Source organism: Sphingobacterium bambusae, assembly GCF_033955345.1.
Lineage (GTDB): Bacteria > Bacteroidota > Bacteroidia > Sphingobacteriales > Sphingobacteriaceae > Sphingobacterium > Sphingobacterium bambusae.
Map to the genome: position 1 here is coordinate 3,257,279 of NZ_CP138332.1, position 24,899 is coordinate 3,282,177.

At 47.1% G+C, this 24,899-nt stretch carries 20 protein-coding genes; all 20 read left to right on the forward strand.

Features of this window, described 5'->3' with window-relative positions; all coding sequences use genetic code 11:
* The 20 genes from SCB77_RS13525 (at nucleotide 1) to SCB77_RS13620 (ending at nucleotide 24,828) form a co-directional block, all read left to right on the forward strand.
* Nucleotides 1-1,281: a hypothetical protein gene (locus SCB77_RS13525; RefSeq protein ID WP_320182538.1), complete on the forward strand. Its 1,281-nt coding sequence runs from the start codon at nucleotides 1-3 to the stop codon at nucleotides 1,279-1,281.
* The gene (locus tag SCB77_RS13530) at nucleotides 1,278-2,423 is read left to right on the forward strand and encodes a glycosyltransferase family 4 protein (protein ID WP_320182539.1); all 1,146 of its coding nucleotides are present in this window, start codon (nucleotides 1,278-1,280) and stop codon (nucleotides 2,421-2,423) included. The genes SCB77_RS13525 and SCB77_RS13530 overlap by 4 nt, the downstream gene beginning before the upstream one ends.
* Entirely contained in the window at nucleotides 2,407-3,543 is a 1,137-nt protein-coding gene (locus SCB77_RS13535; RefSeq protein ID WP_320182540.1) for a glycosyltransferase family 4 protein, read from the forward strand. Before SCB77_RS13530 ends, SCB77_RS13535 begins: the two co-directional genes overlap by 17 nt.
* Before the next feature lie 9 nt (nucleotides 3,544-3,552).
* Nucleotides 3,553-4,680: a glycosyltransferase gene (locus SCB77_RS13540; protein WP_320182541.1), complete on the forward strand. Its 1,128-nt coding sequence runs from the start codon at nucleotides 3,553-3,555 to the stop codon at nucleotides 4,678-4,680.
* Nucleotides 4,681-4,778: 98 nt separating this feature from the next.
* On the forward strand, nucleotides 4,779-5,243 hold the full coding sequence (locus SCB77_RS13545; protein WP_320182542.1) for a S24 family peptidase: 465 nt from the start codon (nucleotides 4,779-4,781) through the stop codon (nucleotides 5,241-5,243).
* Nucleotides 5,240-5,509 carry a PqqD family protein gene (locus SCB77_RS13550; RefSeq protein ID WP_320182543.1) on the forward strand — a complete coding sequence of 90 codons (270 nt, stop codon included), beginning with the start codon at nucleotides 5,240-5,242 and terminating at the stop codon, nucleotides 5,507-5,509. Before SCB77_RS13545 ends, SCB77_RS13550 begins: the two co-directional genes overlap by 4 nt.
* Before the next feature lie 3 nt (nucleotides 5,510-5,512).
* Nucleotides 5,513-6,613, forward strand: coding sequence for a nucleotidyltransferase domain-containing protein (locus SCB77_RS13555; RefSeq protein ID WP_320182544.1), 1,101 nt, complete (start codon nucleotides 5,513-5,515; stop codon nucleotides 6,611-6,613).
* 4 nt (nucleotides 6,614-6,617) lie between these two features.
* The gene (locus SCB77_RS13560) at nucleotides 6,618-8,246 is read left to right on the forward strand and encodes an ABC transporter ATP-binding protein (protein ID WP_320182545.1); all 1,629 of its coding nucleotides are present in this window, start codon (nucleotides 6,618-6,620) and stop codon (nucleotides 8,244-8,246) included.
* Nucleotides 8,246-9,181, forward strand: coding sequence for a hypothetical protein (locus tag SCB77_RS13565; RefSeq protein WP_320182546.1), 936 nt, complete (start codon nucleotides 8,246-8,248; stop codon nucleotides 9,179-9,181). Before SCB77_RS13560 ends, SCB77_RS13565 begins: the two co-directional genes overlap by 1 nt.
* A gap of 57 nt (nucleotides 9,182-9,238) precedes the next feature.
* Complete coding sequence (locus SCB77_RS13570; protein ID WP_320182547.1) at nucleotides 9,239-10,039, forward strand: polysaccharide biosynthesis/export family protein; 801 nt, start codon at nucleotides 9,239-9,241, stop codon at nucleotides 10,037-10,039.
* Nucleotides 10,040-10,053: 14 nt separating this feature from the next.
* Complete coding sequence (locus SCB77_RS13575) at nucleotides 10,054-12,441, forward strand: GumC family protein (RefSeq protein ID WP_320182548.1); 2,388 nt, start codon at nucleotides 10,054-10,056, stop codon at nucleotides 12,439-12,441.
* Nucleotides 12,442-13,587: 1,146 nt separating this feature from the next.
* A complete protein-coding gene (locus SCB77_RS13580; protein WP_320182549.1) occupies nucleotides 13,588-14,790 on the forward strand; it encodes an OmpA family protein in 1,203 nt (400 codons plus the stop codon).
* 4 nt (nucleotides 14,791-14,794) lie between these two features.
* On the forward strand, nucleotides 14,795-14,983 hold the full coding sequence (locus SCB77_RS13585; RefSeq protein WP_320182550.1) for a hypothetical protein: 189 nt from the start codon (nucleotides 14,795-14,797) through the stop codon (nucleotides 14,981-14,983).
* Nucleotides 14,984-15,035: 52 nt separating this feature from the next.
* On the forward strand, nucleotides 15,036-16,808 hold the full coding sequence (locus SCB77_RS13590) for an FISUMP domain-containing protein (protein WP_320182551.1): 1,773 nt from the start codon (nucleotides 15,036-15,038) through the stop codon (nucleotides 16,806-16,808).
* 753 nt (nucleotides 16,809-17,561) lie between these two features.
* Nucleotides 17,562-17,738: a hypothetical protein gene (locus SCB77_RS13595; protein WP_320182552.1), complete on the forward strand. Its 177-nt coding sequence runs from the start codon at nucleotides 17,562-17,564 to the stop codon at nucleotides 17,736-17,738.
* 26 nt (nucleotides 17,739-17,764) lie between these two features.
* Nucleotides 17,765-19,525 (forward strand): hypothetical protein, encoded by a 1,761-nt coding sequence (locus SCB77_RS13600; protein ID WP_320182553.1) that lies wholly within the window; start codon nucleotides 17,765-17,767, stop codon nucleotides 19,523-19,525.
* A 473-nt stretch (nucleotides 19,526-19,998) separates the two neighbouring features.
* Nucleotides 19,999-20,184, forward strand: coding sequence for a hypothetical protein (locus tag SCB77_RS13605; RefSeq protein ID WP_320182554.1), 186 nt, complete (start codon nucleotides 19,999-20,001; stop codon nucleotides 20,182-20,184).
* A 31-nt stretch (nucleotides 20,185-20,215) separates the two neighbouring features.
* On the forward strand, nucleotides 20,216-21,940 hold the full coding sequence (locus SCB77_RS13610) for a hypothetical protein (RefSeq protein ID WP_320182555.1): 1,725 nt from the start codon (nucleotides 20,216-20,218) through the stop codon (nucleotides 21,938-21,940).
* Between the two features lie 592 nt (nucleotides 21,941-22,532).
* Complete coding sequence (locus tag SCB77_RS13615) at nucleotides 22,533-23,348, forward strand: hypothetical protein (protein WP_320182556.1); 816 nt, start codon at nucleotides 22,533-22,535, stop codon at nucleotides 23,346-23,348.
* Nucleotides 23,349-23,637: 289 nt separating this feature from the next.
* Entirely contained in the window at nucleotides 23,638-24,828 is a 1,191-nt protein-coding gene (locus SCB77_RS13620) for an OmpA family protein (RefSeq protein ID WP_320182557.1), read from the forward strand.
* The last annotated feature ends 71 nt before the right edge of the window (nucleotides 24,829-24,899 follow it).

Below are 24,899 nucleotides of genomic sequence, written 5' to 3' on the forward strand. Positions count from 1 at the left end.
ATGTTGAAATTGCTGCAATACCTATTTTTAACAATTTTGGTCAGTATTTATTACTTTCCAATCGGGCTATCTATTTTGCCCAGCAGCTTAAATACCAAAAACGTATTGGCCCTCGTTGGTATTATATTGTTGGTTTACAATAGTATGCAGAGCAAGCGTTACACGATTTCCTTAAACTTGATAGGCGCTATAGGCCTCTCAATCCTCTTCTCCATGATCTGCCTGTATTCCACCGATGTGAACCATACGGTAGATTACGCCTATGCCAACTATTATATTTCCTTTGGGGTCTGGCTTTTTGGTGCCTACGCGGTCTGTGCCATCATACGTTGGTTTCACGGGGAAGTTAATTTTAAACTGATTACCCTGTATCTTACTGCAGTGTGCTTTGGGCAATGTGTGTCGGCCATTCTGATCGACCGAATTCCCTCTTTTCAAATACTCGTCGATACCTATGTGAGTCAAGGGCAGGAGTTTTTTGAAGAGGTGGATCGCTTATACGGTATTGGCGCGGCTTTGGATACGGCTGGGGTTCGTTTCTCGCTGGTTTTAGTGATGTTGGTTACCTTATTGGTTCAAGATCCCAGCATCCGAAAGCATAGCGGCAAAGTGACCTTGCTCTTGCTTGCCTTTTTTACGATTACCCTTATCGGGAATATGATGGCGCGCACCACCATTCTAGGCTTTGGCACCGCCTTGCTGTATTTGGCCGTTTCCACGGGTATTTGGCAACTGGAAATTCGGTCGCGTTTTTTTACGCTCTTCTTGATTTTTGTGCTGATCCTCGTCTTGGGTGTCGCGCTCTCGGTATACCTGTACCAGACCGATGAGGCCTTTCATGATAATATGCGTTTTGCTTTTGAAGGCTTTTTCAACTGGGTAGAAGAAGGGGAATGGCGCACCGACTCCACCGATAAGCTGAATCGGGAGATGTGGATATGGCCCGAAGATACCAAAACTTGGATTATAGGATCCGGATTGTTTGATAATTTTGTATACAGCACGGATATTGGCTATTGCCGTTTTATCCTGTACTGCGGGCTAACCGGCTTTGCGGCATTTGCCCTGTTTTTTGTGTACAATGCCTATATTTTTGCCCAGCAAAACCAGCGCTATGCCCTGATGTTCTTATGTTTTTTAGTTATTACCTTTGTGATTTGGTTTAAAGTGGCCACAGATATCTTTGTGATCTATGCGCTCTTTTATTGCCTCGATGGCATTGAAACAAAGCCTTTTGTTCGGCGGATGGCCGTTCCGGCTCCATTATCGCCCGCCACATGAAGATCGTCTACTGCATAGCCGCAACGAGCAATTCCGGCGGTATGGAGCGGGTATTGGCCAATAAGGCCAATTATTTTGCGCGCATGGGCTTCGAGGTACATATTATCACGACAGATCAAGAAGGAAAGCCCAATTTCTTTGTCCTAGATGCGCGGATACAACAGCATGACCTGGGGATTAACTATGTGCACAATAATGGACGAGGGTTATTGTATAAGGTGCTCAGCTACGCGCGGAAGCAACAGCTGCACCGGAAACGTTTAACAACGCTGTTGCAAAAGCTAAAAGCCGATATCAGCATCTCCATGTTTGATCATGAGGTCTCCTTTTTACATCAGATTGCGGATGGCAGTATCAAAATACTGGAGATACATTTCTCCCGCTTTAAACGCTTGCAATATGCGCGTTCCGGTATTTGGGCGCTGGTGAACCGATACCGAAGCAAGCAAGACCTGCACTATGCCCGGCAGTATGCCCGCTTTGTGGTGCTTACCCAAGAAGATCAGGGCTACTGGGGCAATCTGCCCAATATCCAAGTTATTCCCAATGCCAATAGTTTTGCTCCCGCGGCCGTTTCGGATCTGCAGCAGCAGCAAGTTATCGCCGTAGGACGCTATGATGATCAAAAGCGCTTTGAAGACCTGATTGATGCTTGGGCGGCGGTCAAGCAAGCACGCCCCGATTGGTCTTTGCATATCTATGGACAAGGGCCGCTGCACGATAAGTTGCAAGCACAAATAGCGCAGTTGGGGCTGGCCGATGTGGTGCATTTAGAAGTACCCGTCCGGGATATCGAATCGGCCTACCGGCAACACGCCATGCTCGCCATGACCTCCCGTTATGAAGGACTACCCATGGCGCTGTTAGAAGCGCAGGCCTGTGGTTTACCCTTAGTGGCCTACGCCTGCAAATGCGGTCCGCGCGATGTGATCCGCGAAGGAGAGAACGGCTTTCTATTGGCCGAAGGCGATAAAGTAGGCTTGACGGAGCGCCTACTGCGCTTGATGCAGGATGCACCGCTGCGCACCGCTATGGGAGAGGCCGCGAAGTGCCGTTCACAAGATTTCACGGAAGAGGTCGTGATGACCCAATGGTTAAACCTATTTGCAGAACTGCAAAAAGCACATGGAGAAAAGCGCTAAAAACACCGCACGGAAGACCATTGTGGTCTCCGCCGTCAATTTAAACCGCGGAGGTACCCTGCGTATTCTACGCGAATGCTTGGCTTATTTATCGGGCTTGGCGGCAAGTGCCGACTACCGTATTGTCGCCATCGTCTATAAAAAGGAACTGGCGGATTTCCCCCATATCGACTATATAGAAACCCAATGGCCCAAAAAGCGCTGGATAAACCGGCTTTGGTATGAATATGTATCGCTGCGTAAAGTGGCGCAAGAACTGCAGCCCATCGCCCTATGGCTTTCCCTGCATGATACCACGCCCTCGGTGCAAGCCGAACGCCGCGCCGTGTATTGCCATAACTCTTTTCCGTTTTTAAAATGGGATCGTAAGGATCTTTTTTTTGCGCCGCAGATTGTGGCTTTTGCCTTGTTCTCCCGCTTCTTTTACCGCAAGAATATCCACAAGAATAAGTACCTGGTGGTGCAACAGGAATGGTTTCGGGACGCTTTTGTCCGCATGTTCAACTTGCCCTTCAGCAAGATTATTGTGGCGCCGCCGCATAGCGAGACCGAAGCCCTGCCGATGCCTGTCGCTGTTTCCACGAAGGAGAAAACAACTTTTATCTATCCAGCGATCTCGGATAGCCATAAGAATATCGAATGTATTTGCGCGGCCGCCGAACAGCTCTGGAACAGCGGTGTGCATAACTTTGAGGTTTTGCTGACCATTAGCGGACAGGAAAACCGCTACACGCAATGGCTGTACAAGCGCTGGGGACAGCGCATCCCGGCATTACGCTTTCTAGGCTACTTGGGGAGGGAAACCCTGTTCCGCTATTACCAAGAGGCCGATTGCCTTATTTTTCCCTCCAAGGTAGAAACCTGGGGTTTGCCCATATCGGAATTTTCAACGTTTCGCAAACCCATGCTGCTGGCCGATTTGCCTTACGCTCGCGAGACGGCCAAGGGAAATGCTGAAGTAGCCTTTTTCCCGACCAACCGCCCCAAGCTGTTGGCTCAACAGATGCAGCAGCTGATCGAGGGCGACCGTTCTTTTTTGCATCCGGTGACGGCCACAAGTATTGCGGAGCCTGTTGTGCGAGACTGGGAAGCCCTGTTTAAGGTATTGTTGGACGAATAAAATCAAGCGATGAAGATATTACAACTCGGTAAATTTTACCCTATTCGGGGTGGCGTGGAAAAGGTGATGTATGACCTCCTATTGGGGCTTTCCGAAGCGGGAACACCCTGCGATATGCTTTGTGCATCCACCGAAGAGCATCCCGCCGAGACCATCCAACTAAATCCGCTGGCCCGTATTTTTGTGATGCCCACGCAGATCAGTGCGGCCGCGACCAAATTGGCGCCGACGATGATTAGCACGCTCCGCCGTATCGCAAAAAATTATACGATTATCCATGTGCACCACCCCGACCCCATGGCCTGTTTGGCCTTGTTCCTCTCCGGCTACAAAGGAAAGGTGATCCTGCATTGGCATAGCGATATCCTGAAACAGAAACTGCTGCTGAAGGCTTATACGCCCTTGCAAAATTGGCTGATCAAGCGGGCGGATCATATTGTGGGCACCACGCCCAAATATGTGGCAGAATCTCCTTTCTTGCGAAAAGTGCAGCATAAGACCAGCTATATTCCCATTGGCGTGGAAGCGCTACAGCCAAATGCAGAAATAGTGGCCCGTATTCAGGCGGGCTATGCGGGCAAAAAGATCGTATTTTCCCTAGGCCGCTTGGTGGAATATAAGGGCTACGCCTATTTAGTGGAAGCTGCCGCAGCGCTGCCGGATGACTACTGTGTGCTGATCGGGGGGAAAGGCCCTTTAAAAGAAAGTTTGGAAGCGCTTATTGTCGAGCGTGGGCTACAAAATAAAGTATTTTTGCTCGGATATATTGCGGATGAGGAAATTCCGGCTTATTTTGCAGCCAGTGCGCTATTCTGCTTGCCATCGATTCTGAAAACGGAGGCCTTTGCCATCGTGCAGATCGAGGCCATGTCCTGTGCGAAGCCCATTGTATCGGCTGATATTCCGGAGTCGGGTGTCAGTTGGGTAAATCAAGATGCTGTATCCGGCTTGGTCGTGCCCATAGAAGATGCAGCACAGTTGGCCGAGAAGATCAAACAGATTGGCGAAGATCCTGTTTTGTATGCGCATCTTTCCAAGGGCGCGAAAAGGAGGTTTGAAACGCTGTTCACACGTGCGCATATGGTGGAAGTAGCCTTGGACTGCTATCGCCAAGTGTTGCAGGGGGCGGAGGAATAACTGGGTTGTAAATACGTAAATTATAATTTGTCCGATTTTTTTGAACAAATTGCATTTGGTTTGTGTATTTTAATAACGATAACATGCCATCCAACTAGATGACAGAAATAAAACGAAAAGTGATCGTCAACAACCAAGCTTTCTTCGACTATATTGCACCCTTCTTGGAGGAAGGCCGACAGGTATCTTTCTTGATCAAGGGAGAAAGCATGCGTCCCTTCCTGTTTGAAGGGGATAAGGTATTGATTAAAAAGCCGCTTGGGCGACCGTGGAAGATGGGCGACCTGATTTTGGCCCGCTGGCAAGACAACTATGTGTTGCACCGCTTGGTGAAGCGTAAAAAAGGCATGTTGGGTTTGGCGGGTGATGCCAATTTTGTACAGATTGAGTGGGTCAAGGATACCGATATTATAGCCGTTGCGCTGTCGGCCTCCCGCAACGATAAACAGGTATACGATGCTGCGGATCCCTTACAACGGATTCAAGGAATGAGCTGGTATTATTTACGTCCGTTGAGACGGGCGCTGGCGAAGTTAAAAAAGATTGAAAAGTTTGGACTATGATTTTAAGAAAGGATTTAATGCTGCGGCACGTAGGCGACGATTACATCATTGTGGAACCCGGGCAAGACCAAATTGATATGTCTAGGGTGTACACCTTGAACGAAACCGCTGCTTGGCTTTGGGAACAACTACAAGGGAAAGACTTTACGCTTGCCGATGTAACCACCCTCTTATTGGATCGTTATGAGGTGGATGAGCAAACGGCCAGGCAAGATGCGGCGAAGCTTATTGAACTTTTCCAGGTACAGGGCTTGGTAAAAGGCTAGTGCATGGGGGAGGAAGCGGTATATAAACCTTTTTTGTGCGTCTTGCGTTTAGGCCTTTGGGAGCGGGCGCAAGAACAGGTGGAAGACTTTTTTCCGATCAGCGATCTGCACTGGGAAAAGCTCTACCAATTGGCCATGAAACATACCGTGGAAGGCATTTTATTTGATGGCTTGCAGAAACTGCCGGCGGCCTATCTGCCGGCAAAATCCCTGCTGTTGCGCTGGACGGTGCGCGTAGATGCAATTGAGCGACGCAACCTCTGGATGAACAAGGTGATTGCGACACAATCCCATTTTTTTAAAGAACATAAGGTCTCGGCCATGTTGTTGAAAGGACAGGGCTTGGCGCGTTGCTACCCCAACCCCAATCGACGCATCTGTGGAGACATCGATTGGTATGTCGCCGAGAAGAAAGATTACGATAGCCTCTATACTATCCTGCAGGAGCGTAACCTGCATCCCGAGAAACAAGCCGGATTTAGCTTTAGCAGCATTTGGAAAAATTGCGATACGGAGATGCACCAGCGTTTGTTTGATTTGCATAACCCTTTTGTGGGCGCTTACCTGAAACGCTTGGAGAAAGAGCAGCAGGCACATGCCTTAGCGTTGCAACTGGGGGAAACAGCCGTGGAACTGCCATCGGTGTTGCTTTCCTTTGTGCAGGTTAATGCCCATATCCTGAAACATTTGCTTTCCTATGGAATCGGTATACGACAGCTCTGTGATTCGGCACGCATTTGTCAGTATTATGCCGATCAAGTGGATGGAGAACGCTTAAAGCAGATCTATGAACGCTTGGGCATTCGGAAATGGATTGACCGGCTCCATCTCGTGCTGGTGAAGTATATGGGGCTGGATGCGAAATACCTGCCTTTTCCGCTTGCCAACGGCGTGGAATCGGATTGGATGATGAACGAAATATTGCAGGCGGGTAATTTTGGTTTTCACGATGAGCGCGTGGATTTGGCGAAGGAAGAAGCGCTGAACCAGCGCGTGGATAGTTTCAAGCGCTGGCGGCATAACTTCGCCCGCTATGTGCCTTATGCACCTTACGAGACCATTTTCTTTCCGCTCCTGCAGTTTTATTCCCGTCTTTTTAAATAATGGAATGCGTGTATATTCGCTAACATATCAATTGCGCTGGGCCTGGTCGTTGACCCGAAATTTTCGGAAACCCCTGCTCGGTTACTTTATTATCGAGCTCCTGGCCATTGGGCTTTCCTTGCTTTTTATTTTCTTTTCCAAAAAGGCCATTGATCAGGCTATTCACGCCATACCGGGCAACTTGCGTTATACCCTGTTGGGCGTGTTGGCTTCAGTGCTGCTAGGCCTGTTGCTCAAAGCCCTATCGACGCGTTGGAACCAAGCTACCAGCTTAAAAATGGAGCTGGGCTTGCAGCGAAAGTTGCTATCTGGGCAGATGCGAGCCGTGTGGAAGTATGCCAAGGATTGGCATACGGGCGACTTGATGTTGCGCGTGCAGACGGACAGTGCGGAGGTCTCGCAGATGCTGAGCCAAGGTGCGCTTTCCTTTCTGCTGGTCATTGTTCGCTTGATCGCGTCGGTCGGTTTTCTCTGGCTAATGGATCCCATGCTGGCCCTAGTAATCTTAGGTATTTCGCCGCTTTTCTTGTTTTCCAAGCTCTACTTTCGAAAGATGCGTCGCTTAAATGCGGAAGTAAAACAGGCGGAGAGCGGTTTCGGCAATGTGTTGCAAGAGAACCTGCGCTTTCGCCTCTTGATCCGGGCACTGGGGCTGATCCCTGCACGGGAGGAAAAGCTAAAGAATAGCCAAGATCGGATTTACAGCCTAAAGATGGCGCAGCAAAACTTTGCCATCCTGAGCCAAACCGTGATGAAGTTGACCATCAATGGCGGATACCTGTTGACCTTTGTTTGGGGTATCTATCGCCTACATGCCGGCGAGATTTCCTTCGGCACCATGGCCGCCTTTCTGCAACTGGTAGGGCGTATACAAACGCCTATTCTGCAGGCCATGGGCTTTGTGCCGCAGTTTATCCGCTTTCGAACAGCGGTAGACCGCTTGTTGGAACTGGAGAACGACGAGAAGGAAGCCGAAGTGCAAACGGAGCTATTGACGCATCCCCAACGCATCGTGCTGGAAAAATTGGGCTTTCGCTATGAGGATAGCCTGGTGATCGCTGATTTTTCGGCAGAAATTCTGGCGGGAAAGCCGGTCGCGATTATTGGATCCAGCGGTCGCGGGAAGACTACGCTGATCCGTTTGCTGTTGGCGCTGATCAAACCGCATCAAGGAAAAATTTTTATAGAACAAAATCAGGAATTACGTGTTTTATCCAATGTACACCGCGGGAATTTTGCTTATGTTCCCCAGGGAAACTCCCTGTTTAGCGGGCGTATACTGGACAATTTAGTGTATGGCAATAGCATCGATGCCGAGCGTATAAAGCACGCCATCTATCTGGCCAATGCCGAATTTGTGTATACCTTGCCCCAAGGTCTGGATACGGTTATCGGCGAGTCGGGCTATGGCCTTTCCGAAGGGCAGGCGCAGCGCATTGCCATTGCGCGCGCCATGATGCAGGATGCCTCCATCTGGCTGTTTGACGAGATTACCTCGGCACTGGATCCGGAAACATCGGAAACCATTGTGCAACGCCTACTGGAAGCCGGCAAAGATAAAATTGTACTATTTGTAACACACGATATGAAACTGGCCGCACAGTGCCAACAAACGATTTACATGCAGGCTTAATGAAGCAAGAAACAACCAACAACCAAAACGAAGATAAACAGCTGCTCTATTATCGGGTCGCCGATCTCGATGTGCAGGTGACGCTGCCCCAGTCGGTGGATATTGCCCAAGCTTTACCCAGTTTTACCCCCTTTTTTTTACCGGAACCGCAGGATAGCCTGATGCATACCGTAACCGTGTGCTTTGATTCTTTGCGTGATGAATTAAGCGCGAGCAAGCTGCTGAGTGAAGAGTCCTTGGTATGGGGCGACCATTTTCAGTTTCGCGAATCGGAAGATTACTACTACACCATTTTACGTACTTCAAATAGGCAACAGGCATGGAAAATGCGGAGTTCAAAAGATTTTTTCCACAATGAGGTGTACGCTGTGGAAAACGAAATACAGTCAACTACGGTGCTTTCTTGGTTGTTAATGGTTACCTTCGCTCAATCGGCGCTACGTCACCATACCTTGCTGATTCATGCATCGGTGGTCGAGAAAGACGGGAAGGGTGTGGCCTTCTTAGGGAAGAGCGGAACCGGAAAAAGTACGCACAGCAGGTTGTGGCTGACCTACTTGTCGGGCTACCAGCTACTGAACGACGATAATCCGGCCATCCGACTAGGGGATGATAACCAAGTATGGGTGTATGGCACACCTTGGAGCGGTAAAACCCCCTGCTATAGAAATATGGGTGTAGCGTTGCAAGCGGTGATTCGTTTATCGCAAGCCAAGGAAAATAAACTGGAATGGAAAAGAGGCAAAGAAGCTTTGATAACATTGCTGCCCAGCGGATCTGCTTTGCGCTGGAACAGTGGCCTTTTTGGAGCGATGACATCGATCTTGCAAGGCATGTTGACAAAGGTGCCTGTGGGAAGCCTGCAATGCTTGCCCAATGCGGAGGCCGCGCTACTTTGCCATGCGGAGATTGTACAAGAACGAACAAAATTTTGACACATGCATGCACTATGAGCTGTGCATCAATTTCAATGTAAACAACAACTTATCACGATGAAAAATACGGTCATCCTTCTCTTCGCTTTGTGCCTATTTGCCTTTCAATCTTGTATTGTGCCTAAGAAAGTGGTTTATCTCAAAGATATGGAACCCAACAAGGTCTATAATACGGCCTTGGTACCACCTTTGCGTGTACAAAAAAACGATCGCCTAAGCATACAGGTGACCTCCAAAAATCCGGAATTGGCTGTGCCTTTTAACCCAGATGGAGGTGTGTATAATGTGTCCAGAGAAGGAGCAGTAAGTAATGTGCCGGTTACCGGGTCTAATATCAACAAAGGTTATTTGGTGGATCAGGAAGGAAATATAGAGTTTCCGGTTTTGGGTACGCTGAATGTGGAAGGCTTGACCTTGGATGGCGTGCGTGATATGATGCGCGATCGAATGGTCAACGAAAAGCTGATCAGTGATGCGGTGATCAAAATTGAATTGATGAACCTCAAGATTACCATGATGGGGGCCGTGTCATCTGTCGGAGTGTTGGATGTGCCGGATTCCCGAATTACCCTGATTGAAGCGATTACCCGATCAGGAGGAATCTCTGCTAATGCAAAAACAAATAAGGTAGCTGTGATTCGGGAGGAGGCGGGAGGTCGGAAAATGTACCTGAACGATATTGAGAAAATGGATATTTTTAATTCGCCTACCTATTATCTGCAGCAGAATGATATTGTCTATGTGGAACCGCGCTCTGCGGAAATGACGCCTCGCGAGAGCCAAACAATCATGTACTTTGGTTTACTCACCGGTGTGGCGACCATGGTCTTAACCCTTTTGAACTTGATGCGTAACTAATTGCTTTGTAATCTATGGACCAGCAATCATACAATCCCTATCTCGAAAGCAAAGAAAAGGAGGGCAAGTCGCTCAACCTAATCGACCTGATTAAATACCTGCTCTTGCATTGGTATTGGTTTGTATTGTCTATCCTGATTTTTGGCGGCTATTATTACTACGAATATAGCAAAACCCAGTTTTTATACAGCCGTGCACAAACGGTCATGATCAAAAGTACGACCAACACCCTGAGTGTCAATCGGGTCACACGATTAAATAATTATTACAATACGGTCAATGTTGCGGGGGAGATCTTGCAATTACGCTCCAAGGAATTAATGCGCAATACCATTGCCCGTTTGCATGCCGACGTGAGCTATTCGGTGCAAAAAGGATTGCGTACCATGGAGCTCTACCGGGAATCTCCTTTTGACGTGAAATTCCTCAACGCCAAAGCGGAAAGCAATTTTGCGTTTAAACTCACGGCCATTGACTCCACAAAAGTGCGCTTTGCCATCACGGAAGGCGAGCTAGAAAGCTTTACCGAGGTGCCTATTGGGCGCGAGCTAAAAACGCCTTTCGGACGTATTATTATCCAAAAAACGAAATCCTTTGATCAGTCTTACTACGGCGAGCCGGTAACGGTGGTCAAAACGGCGCGCGAGGCCATGGTGGGCTATTTCTTAAGCCGCATGCGTATTGAGCAAATGCAAGATGATGCCTCTCTACTTTCCATGTCCATGGAGGATGTGTCGGCGGCACGTGCCGCGGATATGTTGGCAACCTTGGTTACCGTATACAACCAAGAGACCGTAGAAGATAAAAACCGGGTGGCCAAGAATTCTGCAGAATTTATCAAAGAGCGGATTGCCATTATTGAAAGCGAGCTGGGCGATGTGGAGACCAATCTCGAGCAGATGAAAGCCCGCAACGAGGGTATGGATGTGAATACGGCAACCGATGTGTTTTGGTCAGAAAGTCGTGAATACCAGTCCTCTACCCGCAGTATTGAAACGCAGCTGCGTTTGGTGAATTTAATGCGCGATCGCGTAGATAATGCCAACGAAAGCAGTAGCTTGATTCCGAGTAATACGGGATTGGTGGATGATAATATTGAAACGCAGATTGCCGAATACAACGCGGTCTTATTAAAACGCAACCGCCTGGTGCAGGGCAACAACTCGGCCAACCCGATTGTGCAGGATATGGATGCCGTATTGGGCGCTATTCGGGATAATATTTACCGCTCGGTAGACAATTCGGTCATGGGGCTGCGTATTCGTATTCGCAATTTGCAAGAAGATGAGGCGGCTTCGCGTGCCAAAGCACAAGGTTTGCCCGCCAAACAGCGTATGATGCTGTCCATTGAACGGCAGCAGAAGGTGAAAGAGGAGCTGTATATTCTCTTGTTAAACCGACGCGAAGAGAATGCCTTGAACCAGGCAATGACCGACGACAACCTGCGGGTGGTGGATCCACCATCAGGCAGTGAAGCACCATTTTACCCGAACAAGGTGCGCAAGGTGATGACTGGCGTAGGCTTTGGGCTGGTATTGCCCACCGTGGTGCTGATGCTTCTGCTCTTGTTGGATACCAAGGTGAATGGGCGTAAAGATATTGAAGAGGCGATTTCGGTGCCTTTCTTGGGCGAGATTCCCTATGCTAAACAGACCATGCGTGCGAATGACGATGTGGTGGTGAACGAGCAGGGGCGTGATCCTGCAACGGAGGCTTTCCGTATTTTGCGTACCAATATTGGCTTTATGTCGTCCGCCGAGCGGGAGATTCGGGTGATTACCTTTACATCCTTTAATGTGGGGGCGGGAAAAACCTTTACGGCAGTCAATTTGGCGGCAAGCTTAACCTTCTTATTGCAGAATGTGGTGCTGCTGGATTTGGATTTGCGTAAGGGAACCTTAAGTGATCACTTGAAATTGGGTTCGGTAAAAGGGGTGACGCACTTTTTGGCCGATCCGGCGGTTTCCTTGGATCATATTACCTACCGCGCGAGCATCGGTCGGGGTGTGGATGTGATCCCGATTGGCGTCATTGCGCCTAATCCGGTGGAGCTGCTCCTCAGCAAGCGCTTAGACATTTTAATTGGACAATTAAAAGAAAGATACCGCTATATTATTGTCGATAATGTGCCGATTGACTTGGTGGCCGATGCCGCCGTCGTAAACCGTATCTCGGAACTGACGGTCTTTGTGGTGCGTGCCGGCGCGATGGACAAACGCTTATTGCCTGAGATCGAAAAGATCTACCGCAAAGGCAAGTTAAACAATATGGCTATCCTGCTGAACGGTATCCGCAAGCTGAAATCCAGCTATGGATATGGTTATGGCTATGGTTACGGCTATGGCTACCAAAAAGAAAATCCGGGATTCTTCAGCTTCTTTAAGCGTCTTTTCCGACGCTAAGAGATACCTGCTAACAAGAGATGTGGACGTCACCGGTAGTACCGTGACGTCCACGTTTTTTTTAGGGCTTTTTCTATTCCGTTATTGAGCTTCTTTAGCACCAACAACAGCTGCGCAGCTAGCAGCAAATAATGCAGCAGCGCACATATGAACTGCGACCTGTATGGCAAGAACGACAAAGCAGATAACAACAACAATATATTGTCTTACACATGTGCTCATCCTTTTGCAATAAACATGTATCCTTTTTGCTGCTACAAAGGTTTGTATTGCGGAAACAATGCTCCTAGGATACAGTACTAAAATTCATTGAGCAAGAACAATATACTATTGTGAAGAAACAACGCGTTGAACCCTCCTAACGGTGATCTGTAGTGCCAACACAACGAACGAATGCTACGTAGCATTCGCTAAACGAAAGCATACTTTATGTCAAAGGCAAAAATCAATACTACTAAGATACTGTGAGATTCTTTGTCGTTTCGTCAAGATGCTGTATCGTTGACGAGCGATGCTTTCTTGCTCAAGAACTAGAACAATGTGTTGGTTAAGTTTGATCTGTCGTAGCAGAAATCTGTCTTAAATGCAACAAACGACAAATAAAAGCTCTTGTACGACACATCTTTGTCCTTATGCAACAGCTTGAAGTTTGTTTACAATCAGCTATAGGTTATGTACAAAGCTTTCTTGTGTTTGAACAATACACGAATGCTACGTAGCATTTTGCCTGCGATTTTTGCAAAAAACTACCTCTACACCTTCCAAATAGCTTTTTTTACCCTGTTTTCATTTTCCTAAACACTGCGTTTCGGGCGACTTGACGGGCTTAGTCGCCTGATGGGTGCATGCAAAACGGCAAGGCCAAGTCTGCTACACAAGCATCTGATTTTCCCAATTAGCCTAAAATCTTTGAATAATTCAATTCCCTATTGCCTTGTTGTAGGTATTTCTACCTACCCTTGTAGAGATCGCGCTACAAGAATAAATAAACCGCGGAATGTAGCTTTTATTCGACAAGCCCGACCTAAGCTAATCAATAACTTTGTCTCATTAATGCTTGTGATCGCTGCGGTTGATTCGATGGAAAACAGAAAATTAAACAAGTAAACTAAGAAATATATAAGCAACATAAAAAGCATCAAAACTATGAAAACGATTTTACTGACTTTGGGGATTTCACTTTGCGTCTTTGCATCATCTGCACAAACAGGGATGTCAACACCGGATTCGACGGTGGAAGTAAGCGGCGAGAAACACAGAGTTATCACCAACAAATTTTTTGATAACTGGTTTATCGGAGCGGGTGTTGGTGGACAGTTTTTTTATGGCGACCACAACCGTCAAATGGCCTTTGGCGATCGTATCGTGCCAGCTTATGAGCTGCACCTTGGTAAACATTTTACGCCGGGTATTGGTGTTCGTTTGGCCTTGAACGGTTTGAAGAACAAAGGGGTGACCCAAAATGGAAGCCACAGCACAGGCGTGGTGTATGATGAGTCGCAAGGTCTTTATGGACAGGAATTTCAGTACCTCAACTTTCATGGGGATGTGCTTTTTAACGTAAGCAATATGCTAGGAGGATATAATCCGACGCGTTTCTACACCTTCAGTCCGTATGTAGGTCTTGGGGCGATGTGGACTTGGGAAGAACCAAAATCGAGAGAGGTGAGTGCAAACTTGGGTTTCTTCAACAGCTTTCGCTTAAGCCCTTCTTGGGACTTGACCTTGGATATCCGTGGTAGTTTGGTGCATGACCGTTTTGATGGCGAGTTGGGGGGACGTAAGGATGAAGGGATGTTGACCAGCGCTGTAGGTATTGTATACAAGTTTGGCAAACGTACTTGGGATGACAAGACTAAAACGGTGATTCGCATTACCAATGAAGGCGAGTTGAGAGCCTTGCGCGATAAAGTCAATGAATTGGCGGCGGATAACAACGCCTTGAAGAATCAGTTGGCCAATGCGAAAAATAATACGGTGACGGAGGTTTTGGTGGATAAGAACGTATTGGCAGCGCCAATTTTGGTAACCTTCCCGATCAACAAGAGTACGGTGAGCAACGAGGCTCGTGTGAACTTGGGCTTCTTCGCCAAAATTATCAAAGAAGGCGATCCGGAGTTGAGCTACTCGATTGTAGGCTATGCGGATAAAGGAACGGGTTCTAAATCAACGAACGAGCGTTTGAGCCGTGAACGTGCGCAGGCCATCTACAATGTGTTGGTTCGTGAGTTTGGTGTACCATCCAGCCAATTGGAAGTAGACCACAAAGGTGGGGTAGACAATATGTTTTATGATGATCCGCGCTTGAGCCGCGCTGTCATCACGATAGGAAAATATAAGAATAGATAATACAATGGAAAAACGACTAGGGGGGCTTCCATATCAAGCTCCAATGTTGGAGGTGTTGATCATCGAGTTGGAACAAGGCATCGCAGCGGCATCGGCAACGATTACGCCAGGTGGTCCTGGTGCTAACAACTTCAATCCTGAGGTAGAGGATTGGCAGGATTCGGGTGCACAGAACGGAAATTTCGATCTGTAGATTCTCGCAAGGTAAGGTATATATAAAGGATCAATCTTTTTGTGTGATGAAGATGATGTTTTCAAATAATGTGCAACGGTTTGTAGTTTTCCTATCGTTGCTGACTGTAGGCAGTATATTCGCGTCCTGTTCCAAAGGGGAAACCTCCGAACAACTAGTCGATAGCGAAACCTCGCTAAGCTTTGCGGTGGAGAATTTGAGTGAAGTAGCGGATGCAGGTGTGATTAAGGGGAATGAAACAGCGCCTGCGGAAACGCCAGACTTAGTGCCTGTTTCGGGTAATGTGGGAAGCACAACGCGGGCAACGACCAAAAAGTCGGTTGCAGCCGTCAATACTTCCTTTGTGCCCGCGGCAGCCGCCATTGTGGGCGAAGCGCGCGAGGTGGTGGGCGATGGTTACGACGCTATTGTGACCTTGACCGAGGAGGATAATACCGTGAAGAGTGCTAGCGGGCGTTTTATCAATAGCAAGGTGAGTTCGGCTGCTAGTGGATCTACCGGTAACGTGGCGGCGGCCATGACTTCTGGTAACAAATATCGGGTGTTGATCTATGATAACAACGATAACTATGTGGGTACCATCGATGCGACTTCAGGTACAGCCTTAAGCCCTGCTTTTCCGGTATTCAAGAATACAACTTACAAGTGGTATGCCTACTCGTACAATTCGCAAACACAGGTACCTGTACCTGCGAACACGGCGAATCCGACGATTACGACGACAGCGGGTGCGGCTGGCTTACTCTACGATTCGGGAACCTTGACCACGGTAGCAGGATCCAACAAGATCAGCATTGTTTTTGAGCATCGCTTGGCGAGCATCGCCGTGAAAGTGGATACACGTGGACTTTTTACGACCATCAATTCTGTAGCTGGAACGAATGGTACGGCGGGCGATCTACGCTCGGGTACCTTGAACTTGAAGACAGGCGTATATACCAATACGAGTGCGAATACAACGAAAAGCGATTTGCTGGATTGGACAAATGCAGCGGCGGCTACAGGTGACTCGGTGAAGGTGGCGTACTTGTATACCTCGGGTACAACGGCTATTTCCAATTTTAAGGTAACCTTAACGAACCTAAAAGTAAACTTGGATGATGGATCGGTACGGAACTTTGATGATAAGACCTTTACCTTCCCAACATCATTTACGCCGCAATTGGGCAAGCGCTATACCGCAACGATTACCTTGATTGAGTCGGCTGTGGAAGTAGGCGGTGTGCGTTGGGCACGAGAGAATTTGTATTACCGTGCTGGAGATACAGGTTACCGTTTCCGGAACAGAAGCTCGAATATCTACCAAACGAATGTGGCTGATTTGACGAGTACAACCGAGTTCTTCAGTTTTGCAGCGTTAACCAGCTCAAATAGTGCGACACCGGCCGTTCGGGATATTTGTAAGTTGGCCTTTCCAAAGAATACCTGGCGCTTGCCAACTCCTGCCGAACAACAGGCTTTGGTTAACGTGAGCACGAACACCTCATCGACTCCCTATAGAGTTTACGGACAGTCTTCCGATGCACGCTATGCTTCTTGGACGTATAATACGTCCAATGAGTACGGTACAGTGTGGACCTCTTTTATGGCCTTGGGACGACGTGCGAAAGGAAGTAATACCGTAGAAAACTACAGCAGAACAAGCAATTCCTCTGGATATTTTTGGTCGAATACTTTTGTGCAAGGTACAACAAGAGCTTATTATATGCGGGTAGATGTTTTCGGTACGGCAAATTCCTTTAATAACTCTACGGTTGTGGCCAGTCAAATTGAAGATGATAATATGCGCTACGGGATGAATATCCGTTGTGTGCGTAATGATTAAGAACATAAAGTGCGGAAGGGATCGTGCGGATAAAAAGAAGTGTAGCAGGATAGGTGTGTGGAACAGTAATGTAATGTGCGGAGGGATGTAGTAGGGCAGGCAGTGAAGGGGGATCGGTGCGGAGTCTAAATGTAAGCAGTGTGGTGGAATTGATGGGATAAGAAGCTGTGTTCGAGTAGTCGAGCACAGCTTTTTTGTTGCTACTTATTTTTAGTAATCAAAAAATAATTAAATACAAGTTTGGAAAACAATCCAAAACATTTATATATTTGTAGTGTTATCGCTACAAAACGACTAATTGCTAGGGATTTAGTGCCTCCGCACACGAATAGCAAAATGCTTATGAAAGGTTAGGTCAGCGGAATGATAATATTGTTGTTGAAAAACGGATGTTTTTGAACAACGCTTATGAAAAAAAGAAAATTAGAATAAAAATCAACACAAGGTTTTAGGCTTATTTCCGAAAAAATAGCCATGCTTATGAAAATTGTAATGGGGAGCGAGATGTACCTCATGTAAGCTCGCAGGAGCAATCCCTGCTTCGGCGTGCTTATTTTGCTTATGAAAATATTGTCAGTACATGGTACTAAGTCGAAAGTCTTGGCCTAATTTTGTTTAAATAAGATTGGTGTGAATTATTTATTTTTCACGGAGGAAGAGGCTTATACGCCTAAGAGCATCAATCTTTGAGGATCGAGCAACGATAGAGGTAGCTGACAATCAATACTTGTTGACAAACTAAAAGAATTGCTTATGAAAAAGAGAATTTATGCCCGGCCTAAAATGAGATGCGACGTTGTTTATTTGGAGTCGGCCGTCGTTGCCGCTTCCACGGGAGCGAGGATCAACCCCGGTAGTGCACCTGGCACCCAACCGCAAATAGAGGATTGGAATAATGGTACAGGATTCTCAAACGATATGGATCTTTAACGATTGCTTACCAAATTTTTTGAACGATGAATAAGCTTTTTAGACAACAAGGAGGGCTATGTGTTCTCGTTGCAGTACTGATCCTCACGGCATGTGCAAAAGATCCCGTTAAAACTTTGGAAGAAGATGCTTCTTTAGTGGTGCAGGTAAGCGGCTTAGAAGATTTTATCTTAGAAGAAGATCCGATAGCGTTGACGGCAAAAAGTGCTTCCGCAGCCGTGACGAGTAATACAACAAGGGGTGGAGGGCCAGCCCTGACGAGGCAGCACTACAAAAAAGATGGGGTATTGCACGAGCTATATACGTCAAGTGATTACGATATTGATTTTGAGATCAAGAAAAGCCATCCGCTTTCGTTGGTATCCAAGGATAGAAAAATAAAGACGGATGGATTAAGTATGTCTGCTGGATCTGCGCTTGTTGCACGTCAACCAATTGGGGCAGATGTGCGATACAGGCTTTTAATGTATCGCGAGAACGAAACTACACCGATCGTTAATGTCGAAGGGGTGGGAGCTACCTTTCCCGCTGTGGCCATTGCTTCGGGCTTCAATTACCGTTGGATTGCGGTCTCGACAAACGAGAGCGGAAGCTCGCCAACGGTGACCAACAATGTGGTGTCTGCAGCCCAAATTGCCAATAAAGATTTTTTGTATGCCTCGGGTACCATCCTTACGCAGTTTGGCGAGAATTACCTGAATATCGTTTTTAATCGCTACAGCACACGCATTCAGTTGACGGTGGATTCGCGCGGGATGTTTGGGAACATTGCCGGTAATTCCAATGTATCGTTCGTAATCGCACAAGGGGGCACATTAAGCGAGACCGGAGATTTTAATGTGCGCGATAGCAGCTTTTCTAATTTTCAGGAAGTGGCGCTAAGTTCGAACAATATGACTTCGACAAACCCGGCGCTTAGGGTCGGGACGATATACACCGTACGTCCTCGTGCCGTGGTAGCGAACAGTTTGCGATTGCGGTTGAATCCGCTAAACCTCACCTTGGATGACGGCGCAACACGCACATTTGCCGACAATACGGTTGGCTTTGGGTCTGCTTTTTCGCCGGTTCGTGGAAGTAGTTATGACATCACCGCTCGCTTGATAGAATCTGGGGTTCAAGTGACAGGCTCTACCTTGCGATGGGCTAGATCTAATCTTCGTTTTGTCAGTACTGCGGCAGCGGGATTCCGCTACCGCTTCTTGCCGCATCCCGTTAATACGCCATTCGATATCAATTTGGATATGTGGAATTTCGCGACGACGACCCCTACGGGCACCACATTTAATAATGTAGATATGTGCGCTAGCGTTTATCCTGCTGGAACTTGGCGTCTACCAACCGCCGCGGAGTATCAGGCGCTTCCAAATCCTAGTACGTTGGAGAGGTATACCCCCTTGCTCTTGGGCGGAGTGGGGCTCGTTGCCAATTGGGAGCGAAGTGCTAGCCAGCCGGCAAATAGTGCGTATACAGGCAGTGACCAGCTCCGGTTGCCGTTTTATGGATTCCGAACCACTACGAATACACGTTCGCAGCAGCCAGGCCTGTTGGCTGTTCTGGTTAACGGGCAAGGGCATTATTACAGCGTCAATTATACAGGTACGTCAACCAATCCAACAGCAATAAGGCCTACTTTTTTTCGGATGAATTATTCTGGACTTGATTTGCTAGGTTTGTTGAATTTGGCAGACGGCTACAGTCAGGAGGTTGTCAGTAATTTATCCGGTACGAGTTTTAATCAAGGTAGGAATGTGCGCTGCGTACGTGCTATAGTGAATAACAGTTGATGGCGCTACTGACGGTGAATTTGGGCGTGATCAATGCCTAGTGATGAGTAAAGCTTATTTTAAATAAATTCATTTTAATTTGAATTTTTATATTTTTTTGCCCGCTGCATTTAAGTTTTTGTAGTTTTTTTTAATATTTTTTAAAAATGTACTACAACTAATTAGAATTCATTGTAGCTTTGTAGTAGAAAATTGATAGAAGTACTATCAAATGCTTATGAACGATTGCGTTAAGCCACACTTTGGTGATGCGACAATCATGCTTGTGAAAATATTTTTAATCCGATTAACCGTCGGGAAGAGTGCGTTGACAATTTTTTCTTGTTGACGGAAAGATTCATAGGTTTCATAGACATTTAGGTAACATGCGTTGTGGTTTGATCCACTGATTTACGCCTGCGCACTCCTGAATTTCGATGTAGCCTATTTTTTTTGCCTTTTTCTTGGCGGTTTGGTCTCAAATTGATTCGGCTATGAAAAACACCGTTAAACAATTGTACCTGCCTCCCAGTATCCTGATCTTTTGGATCGAACTGGAGAGTGGCGTCGCTGCAGCGTCTGCAACGATATCTGGAGGTCCTTCCGGGCAACCCGACATTCCTCAAGTAGATGATTGGACCTCGGAAGATGACTTGGGTTCTGGACTTGGTGAGTTTTAACAAAAGGTATGAACAATCGGAAAGTGTCTTTATGAAAAAACAACTACAAAAGAACCTGGCGAAATTCGCCTTTATCACGGTCTTAGGAGGTAGCATACTGCTCTTGGCGGGCTGCTCGAAAGGAGGCGGAGAAGAGCCCCAAGATGGTGATATGACGGAAATTACCGTGAATTTAGCCGGTATCGAGGGAGAAATTTCAGAGGAGTTGTTGCTGAGCTCCAGTGTTAATGGGAAGGCAAAAAGCAAACAGGTGCCACAAGAAGATATTAGCGCCTATACCTTGCCCGATTTTGATGCACAGGTGGCGCAACCCGCAGATGATGATTATGCGGTGAATGCCCTACAAAAAGGGGCAACGGTAAGGCATACAAGTGGCGGAAAGCGGATGGTCGCTGTGCCCTTGGCTTCGCGGGTGCGCTACAGGATCGTGCTGTACCGCGCCAACGGAATGTTTCATGCTTCCCAGCAGGGTATTGTCGGTACGCAATTGCGTATCAACGTGGCGCGCGGTGAAACCTACAGATGGTATGCTTACTCGTACAACGATACCTTGGCAGTAGCGGATCTTGCCGATTACAACAATCCTGTCGTACCTACTTCAAGTACGCGTGACCTGATCACAGCGACCGGAACGCAAAATATTTCGGCCAGCGGAAATACGCCGCTCAATATTGTGATGCTGCACCGTACCAACCGGGTGGCCGTCGAGATTAATACCATGGGGATGTTTTCTACACTGACTGGTGTAACCGTTACCTTAGGCGGAGACTACTTTACGACAGGAGGGAATTGCAATCTACTGACGGGAGCTGTTACGGGCGGAACAACCGCCACCTCGCCCGTATATACGGTAGCCAATTTGCCCAATCTGCCGGGAACAAACGCGGGAGATCAAAAGGTGGCCTATTATTACACGGTTAGCAATAATCAGATACCGACGATGCGCGTAACCCTGAGTAGCCTGTCGGTAACGCCATACGGCACGTCGACAGCGCGGAATTTTACCAGCTCTGCCGCATTTCAGTTTAATGTGACCGCTTTTACCTCTGCAGGACGCAGCAAAAAAGCCCGAATAGATTTAATCGAATCGCCACTTACGCTAGGTACAGCGCGTTGGGCTAGATCCAATCTATTCCTTAACGGTAATAGCACGACAGGACACAATCCTTACCGATTCTATAGTACAAATGCCTATCAGATAGATAGAGAAAGTTATTGGCCTTGGCGTGGTCTTACACCAGGTGGTCAAGCTGGGACAGGTGATCCCTGCCTCCGGGTTTACCCGCTGGGTGCTTGGCGGACACCATTGCCTACAGAGTATCAAAGCATATTGTCAACTGCGCATACCTTCAGTACAGCTGCTGGTCGCCCTATAATCTATACGGCGTCTACAGGTACCGTTAGCCCATATCCGAGCAACCAACTTGTTTTTTATGCAAACGGTTTTGGTAACACCATCGCGTTAATTAACGATGTGTTAAATATCGGCTTGGATTACAACCAACAAGGTACGCGTGCACATCTGTGGGCGGATGACCAAATCCTGAATGTTGTAGCAGGAATAGGTACGTTTTATTATTTAGGTACTAATAATCCCGGTGGTTTTTTGGATCCGGCAGCACAAAATACACAGGTTGTGACAGCGCTCTTGAACAACATTAATGTTCCTTTGTTAGGCATTAATATTTTATCGGCTGGCTATCGGAATGTCCGTTGCGTTCGTAATCCGGCGGTGCCAACGACCACCGTGCCATAGGGCTCAGGTCACTGATTTTTATATTTTTTCTAGGCGCTTTACGGCGCCTTTTTTTGTTTTGGCAATGCAGTCGCAGGGATATTATTAGTCCTGTCAATTTTAGCCTACATATATTATTCTTTTAGCCACATTTGTTGTGCTCGGCGCCGTAAAACAATACCTTTGAATTATCTACCTGCGGCTGTTTTTGGGGAACAGCAGCAATTCACTTTGCGCCAAATAGAGGCGTGATTTATCGGTGTGATGCATAAGAGATATACAGAAACAGAAAAAGATCGAATCATATATAAGATAGTTTGCGGTGAACTTTTTTTGGAGGAAGCCTCTAAAAAATACAACGTATCTACCGTGAGCCTCGTGAAGTGGTTGAAGGAACGAAAAGGTCTTGTTGATCGCTATTTTGGTAACGTAGAACAATCCTAAAATAAGGATGGGCAGCCCTGCCCATTTGGTTGTTTATGCAAAAAAAAATTGGATGTCCTTCCTATAATGGCTACTTTTACCCTGCGTTAAACGCTGATGTAAGGAATAAACAGCAACCTGAACCTTCGGATTTGTTGTCGCTATTGCTACATTTTAAATTGCCCACGACATGAAAATAAGAGACTTGCAACGTGTTGCCCTATGGGTAGCTTGTTTATTTTTTTGCGCTCCTTTATCGGCTCAGTATCGCGTCGGTGGAAGTGGCTTGAAAGAAAACTGGTTTATTGGAGCTGGTGTTGGTGGGCAGTTTTACTATGGCGACCATAATCGGCAGATGGATTTTTTGGATCGTATCGTGCCTGCCTTTGAGCTGCATGGCGGTAAATGGTTTACCTCTGGTCTAGGGCTTCGACTTGGCTTGAACGGGCTGAAGAATAGGGGCCTCACCCAGAATGGGAGCCACTCTACCGGCGAGGTATACGACGCTTCCAAATGGTTGGAGGTACAGGAATTTAACTATCTTCACGCCCATGGTGACGTGATGTTCGATATCATGAACATGATCGAAGGATACGACTATCAAACATGGCATCCGATACCTTATGTCGGACTAGGGCTGATGGGCACTTGGGAGAAGCCACGATCCCGCGCGATCAGTGCTAGCTTTGGTATTTTCAATACCATTTATCTGAACGAGTTTATAGATCTGACGGTCGATGTACGAGGTAGTATGGTCGAAGATCGCTTTGATGGCGAGCTAGGCGGACGCAAAGACGAAGGCATGCTTACGGCGGCTGTTGGAATTATCTATAAAATCAATTACCAAGATTGGAACCGCCCACGCTGGGAGGCGCCGCCGCGCAGAGGACCTCGACGCGCGCAAGTGAACGTACAGCCGGAAGCTGCTCCCCATTACGATCAGCTAAAAGCGGAAAAAGATATTTTTGAAAACGTATTCCCTACACTAACGCTATCGAAGAACTAGGGGCTTTCATTGTCTAATTTTGCTGACAATTTGTCCCTGAAACTGGAGATTTAAAAGGTCGCTGCGTGCTCATCTCGCTCTGCCAAATTGTCCATGATTTTCATTAAGGTTAAAATACCATTAATTTTTGAAGTATTTATGCGATAATCCGCCTAAATTAAGCAAATAGGCTGATTATGAGCGCTACTGGCTTGGTTTTTGTGCGCTTTTTTGTGAATAGTTTCACTGTTCAATACAGGTGCACATGGCATCTACTTATGAAGATTAAACGCAATTAAAACTCCAACTTATGAAAATACTTCTACTTGGTCTAGGCTTGACCTTTGTATTTTCGGCCGCATTGGCCCAATCCACGAACACTGTTGCTGATTCTACCGTCGAGGTGAGTTCGGACAAGCATCGTGTGGTGACCAATAAATTTGCTGACAATTGGTTTATTGGAGCCGGTGTAGGAACGCAGTTCTTTTACGGCGACCACAATCGGCAGATGAATTTTGGTGATCGCTTGGTGCCGGCCTTTGAACTGCATGTGGGCAAGTGGTTTACCCCTGGTATTGGAACGCGCTTGGCCATCAATGGGATCAAAAATAAGGGCGTTACCCAAAATGGAAGCCACTCGTTGGGTACCATTTACGATGCTTCACAAGGCTTGTACAACCAAGAATTTAATTACCTCAATCTCCATGGCGACGTGCTCTTTAACTTTACCAACCTGTTTAAAGGCTACAAACCCGATCGCTTCTATGAAATCAGTCCCTATGTTGGTCTGGGGTACATGTTTACCTGGGATGAACCTAAATCGGACGAAGTTAGTGCTAACTTGGGTCTTTTTAATAAATTTCGAATGACCAGCGCTTTGGATTTAACGTTGGATCTGCGCGGAAGTTTGGTGAATGACCGCTTTGACGGCGAGCTTGGCGGTAGACGGGATGAAGGGATGCTGACAGCTGCTGTGGGTGTGGTTTACAAATTTGGAACACGCGAGTGGGGAAAGGAAAAGACCACCACCATTCGCTACGATAATTCGGAAGAAATTAATGCGCTACGCACCAAGGTAAACGAGTTGGCGCAAAGCAATGAAGCACTAAAGAAGCAGTTGGCTAACGCGCGGGATACCACGGTAACAGATTTGATTATCGAGAAGAATGTGCTGGCGGCACCTATTTTGGTGACCTTCCCGATCAACAGGAGTACGGTAAGCAACGAGGCTCGTGTGAACTTGGGCTTCTTTGCGAAGATTATCAAGGAAGGTAATCCCGAATTGCGTTACCATATTGTGGGTTATGCAGATAAAGGTACGGGAAGCAAATCCACCAACCAACGCCTAAGCCGGGAACGAGCCGAAGCCATATACAATGTGTTGGTACGCGAATTTAATGTGCCGGCATCGCAGCTGGAGGTAGACTACAAAGGTGGTGTGGATAATATGTTCTACGACGATCCTCGGCTTAGCAGGGCGGTGATTACCATCGCAAAATAGATCGAGATGGACGGCTTGCTTTAGGAGCTGTTTATTCACCAAATATTGTATAAATAACAGATAATCCCGAT